Genomic DNA, 5,330 nt, shown 5'->3' with positions numbered 1-5,330 from the left:
CTTTTGTGTTATCAACTATTATTCCAACATTATTTAATATTAAAATAATTGCTCCCGCTATTGCTATAATAGTTCCTGTATTGGATAGTCTTTTAAGTATTTCTTTTATTTTTTTCATTTTCTATACTTCCCTTCTATTAGTGTATTACAAAGTGATTTTGAATCATGAAGCCAAAGAAAACAACTAAGAAACCAACAAGGGTTGTACATAAATATTTCATTGTATTTGTTAATCCTTCCACTGACTTGCATAAACTTTTCAAATCACTTCTAGTTTTAGTTGCATCTTGAATTTGCTCTACTATTTTTTCTTCGAGTTTGCTTATATGCTCCTCATTTTTTTCGATTTTTTCTTTATGAGACTCAAGCATTAATTGTATTCTTTCTTCATCTATCATTTTTTCATTATCCTTTATGCTAAGATTGTATATACTATATTTCCATATCCACGAGGATATGGACTTGTTTCTGTTCGAGGATTAAAAGACATAATACTTACTTTTATAGTAAATGTCATATTATATTTATCATTAGATAAAAGTTCAACATCATAGCTATTTAAGCAGTCAGTAGCATTTTCACTTAGTACATTCCCGAGCCAATAGGCAATCTTATAATCTTTCCCTCTAAAAATTTCTGGAACTGTTATAGTTCTGCTTTCTCCACTATGAACTTTACTTACTGAATCGTGATAATAAAGACAGTGATAACTATACTTTCCATCACCGCTTTTATAGTAAAATCCATCTTCTCCGATAATAGCTTCACTACCATCTTTAAATTTACAATCAAGTTCTTCTTGAGTGATTTTTAAAGGTGTATTCCCTCCAATTGTAAAATCAAATTCATTTAATTGCTGCTTTAATTCTGAACTCATGTCTTTACTAGAAATTTTATCGCTTATTTCATTAGAAAGCTGAGTTTTCATAGATGATATATTATTCTTTAAATCCTTAACGCTATTTTGAATTTTAGTTGCAGTTTGAATTTCTTCTGAAATTTTCCCATCCATGTCTTTTGCAGCTTGTGAAATAGCATTTGCAGTTTGTGTTTTAATAGTTGAAATACTATTATTTAGTGTTTTAACTGTATCTTGAATTTTTTCGTTACTTTGAATTCTATAAGTTTCAAAAACATCTCCTGATACTTTTGTTTCAAGTTCACTTCCTATTGAAACTATTTCTATCTTATTAGAATTAATTTGAGATATTGCACTACTAACATTGTCATTAGATGTAACAGCACTCTGATTTAAGTCAAATGTGCTCTTAAATGGATTATATAAGTCTAATGATATAGAAACTATCTCATGAGTATTATCATAGTCTAATGTGCTATTTATAACTCTTATAGGTGTATATAATTTTAATTCGTTAAAATTATTATCAATATAGCTTAAATCTAAAGCTGTTAATTTAATACAATCAGCATTTAATTTTACTTGTGAAAATACTGCATTAGCTTTATTTAATAAGTTTTGTGGAATAGTTATATCATCCCACTTCATTACTTTTTCAATAACTCCATATTTGCTAATTAAGTTATCATCTTGAACATATTCAATACCATTATTTATAGTCTTGATACTAATATTATCTTTACCAAAAGGTATTACTCTAGTGAATATATTTGTATCACTATCATCTATATCAACTGAATCCATATTAGAGCCAAGCTCTACGGTTTGAGCTTTAGTTATTGGACTATTAAGTAAATAATCTAAATAGTTTATGCCGTTAGAATTTCTTATAATTAAATACCCACTATGTCTATCTAATATTTTAGATACTAAATCAGCTAAACTACTTTCATAATTAGTTTTTATATATACAGGTTCATTAATTTCTATAGTACCAAGTTGAATTTGCTTCTCTTTTCCAACTTTAGAATTATGATTATCTAATAATTTCTTTAAAAATGTGATAACTGTAGCATTTGCTATTGCTCCTATTGGGGCTTTTGGTGGCAGGTCTAAAGGATGAAACTCCCAAAGACCTACATAAGTATCATTTAAGTAATTAAGAACACTCTCACAAACTACTGTATTAGTAAATTCACCTGAATTACTCATGCCTGTTTGATTCGATATAACTCTACCATCAAATATTAACGAATTATCTCTTTGATCAATAACCTGTATATAATCTAAATATTTTTTTAATTTATTATATTTTGGACTATTAATGCCTAATTCAAAAGTTAATATTGAAGCTGTATTTTTTACAAAGTTTATAGATTTAGTTAAACATTTAATTTCGTCATTAGTTCCTTTTACTCTTATTTTAAACATCTAAGCTCCCTTTCTTTAATAAAATGCCTACACAACAAAATTAGAATGTAGGCATAAAAATAACTACTAGCTTTGGCTAATAGTTTCTGTTGCTGGGTTAATAGGTTGTACAGTAACATCTGGCATAATTGGTTTAATATCTGTTGGTTGAGTAGTTTCCTTTGGTACAATTGGCTTAATATCTACTGGTTGACTAGATTGAATATTTGGTAGTACTGGCTCGCTTGGTTCAATAATAGGTGCTGCGATTATATAATCATCTCCTGTAATTTCTTTGTATTGAGTTATTGTAAGTATATTTTGTTTCACCGCATCTTTCAATTCCTCTTTTGAAGCAAATCCCCATCCGTAAAATTCTTTCCATGTATTAAAATCCATTATTATCATCCTCTCTTTATTTATTTAATTGCATTTCTATCATCATGTGGCCAAGACTCTTGACCTGTTGTTTTAATTGATTATTTTCTAATGTTAAATTACAAATATGATTTCCTAAAGTTTTATTTTGAATTTTGAATTCATTATTTTCAAGTAATAACTGAGTAGTATTTTCACCTAAAGTTTTGGTTTGTTTTAGATTAGTAGACTGCGCTAAAATCATTTGAGTTGTCATTCTTCCTAAACTAGCTAATTGTAAACTTGTATTACCTTTAATATCTAACATACTAGGATTCCAAGCACCAGACTTACTACCTTGTGTTACTGTATACCATTTTAAATTGCAATTTACACCGTGAGATTTTTGTTGTGCATCTCTTGAATATAAACCAAATTTAAACTTCTGTGTAACCTGTGGAATAAATGTAATACTCATTACACTAGGTTGGTTAGTGGGTGTAAAATATAATGATGGACATTGTGACCAATCATCTGTATAAAGCATACATAGTGCCATACTTCCATTTGTATTAGTATCTATACTAGCACAAGCTGTAAATGTATAAGGTATCCCTGCTTGTAATTCAACTTCTGACGTATTCCAACAAGCACCATTAACATTTGTTGTTACTCCATTAACACCAAAATTAGAATTACCAAATACATTTATTCCATTTGTTAAATCGCATGAACAAGGTGTCCAATGATTAAGTGCAATACTTCCCTCAACTAAACCATACCAATAAACAACACATTCCCCACCTGAACTCTGACACTTAGTCGCTATATTTTTAGGTGCTAAAAAAGATGAAACATATAGATATTCTGTTTTTGTTGCTACAAAAGTTTTAGATTGAGTTGTTGCATTAGAAGAAGTTATATTTATCGTTGCTCCATTTGTACTCCAATCTGTATCATAAAGGCAAATCATAAGATGTCCCCCATTTGCAATAGCTTGTTCTGATATTGAACCACCTACCGTAAATGTGTAAGTTTTACCTTTTACTACCCTCAATCCTGTTGTAGTTTGACCAAAACCATATTGATTAGAAACAATTCCACCACCGCGTCTTTCATCCCCGCTAAAATTAGAATTTAAAATCATATTTTCTTTATATGAATTTTCCTTAACACCTGTTATTTCAGCATTAACCATTAATTCATTTTGAGCTATAGCAGTTCCTAAAGTAGTTATTTTATTATTTATTTCTCCAGCACTTTCAATAGTCTCTTTAGAGTTCTCTACAATTTCTTTCATTGCAGCAATATCATCATTTGAACCTTCCATTTGTAAATTTATAGTCTTTTTAAAGTTATTTTGATCGTCTATTGAACCTTCTAGTTGTTTATTTATAGTATCTTTAAAATTATCTTGATTTGTTGAAGCTTTTTCTATTTGTATAGTTATATTATTCTCAAAAGTTTTTTGGTCATCTGAAAGATTAATAACTTCACCATTTACCGCATTAAGACCATCGACTATAGATTTTGTAATATCTTTACCGTAAATAGACGTATTAATTGTTTGAATTTCTTTATCTATATTTGCCATTAAATATATTCCTTTCTAAAATTAAATTTTAGAGTAGCATTATCACTATCTAATATTCTTATATCATTTTCTCCATTGAATAAAACTAAGCCAAATAGTTTATTATCACCAATATTTAATTTATAAGCTTTACTATTAATCATTAAAGTAACTTCTTTATCTGAGTTAATAGTAGGGATTACTGAATTAGTCTCGTTAATAATAGTGATGATATCATTTGTATTAACGGTCCACGTTGAAACTTCTGCAATTCCTGTTTCTAAATTAAATGGATTCCATAGCCAATCACCATATGCACCAGAATCTAAGAATGGGTCGCATGTAAATGTAGCTGTGAATTTACCAAGTAATATAAATGTTTTTAAATCGCTTATCTGAGTACACCTACCTGTATAAAAACCATTGATATAATTAAATGTTAAATTACCTTTAGGTCCACTTAATAACCAAGAGCTTACCTTTGAAAAAGTTTCATAAAGGTTAGTTTGATTTTTTTCTATATAATTGAAATCTATTGTTATAACTCTATCGCTATAAGTCATAAGCCCACCTGTAGCAACTGTACTAAAGTCAAAGCTTCCATTACAATATGGAAGCTTTTCTATAATTAAATTAGGACTCGGAACACCTAAACTAACACTTAGAATTCCTAATCTAAAATCTGCTGATGAATGATTATTAAATTGTAAGTATTTCATATTAAAGTCCTTTCAATCTTTTTTGTAATTCTATTTCTTTTCCATTTAATCTATTTTGATAATCGTTACTTGCATAGGCTATTTCTTTTCCATTTAAAATAACTTTTAAATTAATTTCCTTATGATCCTTAGTCTTATCTATTTTAGATATTACTTTATCTATCGCATTATTTAGTATATCTTCAATATTTATTTCATTAATTGATTCTTTTAATATCCCACCTGTGCTAGATAATCCAGTTGTTAAACTGTTTAAAGAGTTTAAACTTGTTGAAGATTGACTTGCTAAACTAAAGTTAGTAGGTTTTTGCTTATTAATAGGCATTGCTAAAAACTTTGATTGGCTAGGTCTTGGCTCGTTATTATGTGGAATAACTACATTTAACCCAATTGCGTGTGCTGCTGCATGTCC

General features: G+C 28.6%; 6 protein-coding genes. All 6 read right to left on the bottom strand.

The annotated features are described in order from the left end of the window. Window positions 1-137: 137 nt before the first annotated feature. Window positions 138-398 carry a hemolysin XhlA family protein gene (locus Q0V24_RS16860; protein WP_297523304.1) on the bottom strand — a complete coding sequence of 87 codons (261 nt, stop codon included), beginning with the start codon at window positions 396-398 and terminating at the stop codon, window positions 138-140. 14 nt (window positions 399-412) lie between these two features. Further along, entirely contained in the window at window positions 413-2,290 is a 1,878-nt protein-coding gene (locus tag Q0V24_RS16855; RefSeq protein WP_297523302.1) for a phage tail protein, read from the bottom strand. 66 nt (window positions 2,291-2,356) lie between these two features. Continuing rightward, window positions 2,357-2,668, bottom strand: coding sequence for an XkdX family protein (locus Q0V24_RS16850; RefSeq protein ID WP_297523301.1), 312 nt, complete (start codon window positions 2,666-2,668; stop codon window positions 2,357-2,359). A 16-nt stretch (window positions 2,669-2,684) separates the two neighbouring features. Further along, the gene (locus Q0V24_RS16845) at window positions 2,685-4,220 is read right to left on the bottom strand and encodes a hypothetical protein (RefSeq protein ID WP_297523299.1); all 1,536 of its coding nucleotides are present in this window, start codon (window positions 4,218-4,220) and stop codon (window positions 2,685-2,687) included. After that, on the bottom strand, window positions 4,220-4,918 hold the full coding sequence (locus tag Q0V24_RS16840; RefSeq protein WP_297523297.1) for a hypothetical protein: 699 nt from the start codon (window positions 4,916-4,918) through the stop codon (window positions 4,220-4,222). The genes Q0V24_RS16845 and Q0V24_RS16840 overlap by 1 nt, the downstream gene beginning before the upstream one ends. Before the next feature lies 1 nt (window position 4,919). Further along, window positions 4,920-5,330 (bottom strand): hypothetical protein (locus Q0V24_RS16835; RefSeq protein WP_297523295.1); only part of this gene is annotated, 411 nt, incomplete at its 5' end.

It is taken from the genome of uncultured Clostridium sp. (assembly GCF_947039605.1).
Classification (GTDB): Bacteria; Bacillota; Clostridia; order Clostridiales; family Clostridiaceae; genus Sarcina.
This window is presented reverse-complemented; position numbering and strand designations above follow the sequence as displayed.

What these genes read in the sequence shown, in the direction of transcription:
- Q0V24_RS16850 (WP_297523301.1), bottom strand. Translation starts at nt 2,668, where the DNA reads ATGGATTTTAATACATGGAAAGAATTTTACGGATGGGGATTTGCTTCA.
- Q0V24_RS16855 (WP_297523302.1), bottom strand. Translation starts at nt 2,290, where the DNA reads ATGTTTAAAATAAGAGTAAAAGGAACTAATGACGAAATTAAATGTTTA.
- Q0V24_RS16860 (WP_297523304.1), bottom strand. Translation starts at nt 398, where the DNA reads ATGATAGATGAAGAAAGAATACAATTAATGCTTGAGTCTCATAAAGAA.
- Q0V24_RS16840 (WP_297523297.1), bottom strand. Translation starts at nt 4,918, where the DNA reads ATGAAATACTTACAATTTAATAATCATTCATCAGCAGATTTTAGATTA.
- Q0V24_RS16845 (WP_297523299.1), bottom strand. Translation starts at nt 4,220, where the DNA reads ATGGCAAATATAGATAAAGAAATTCAAACAATTAATACGTCTATTTAC.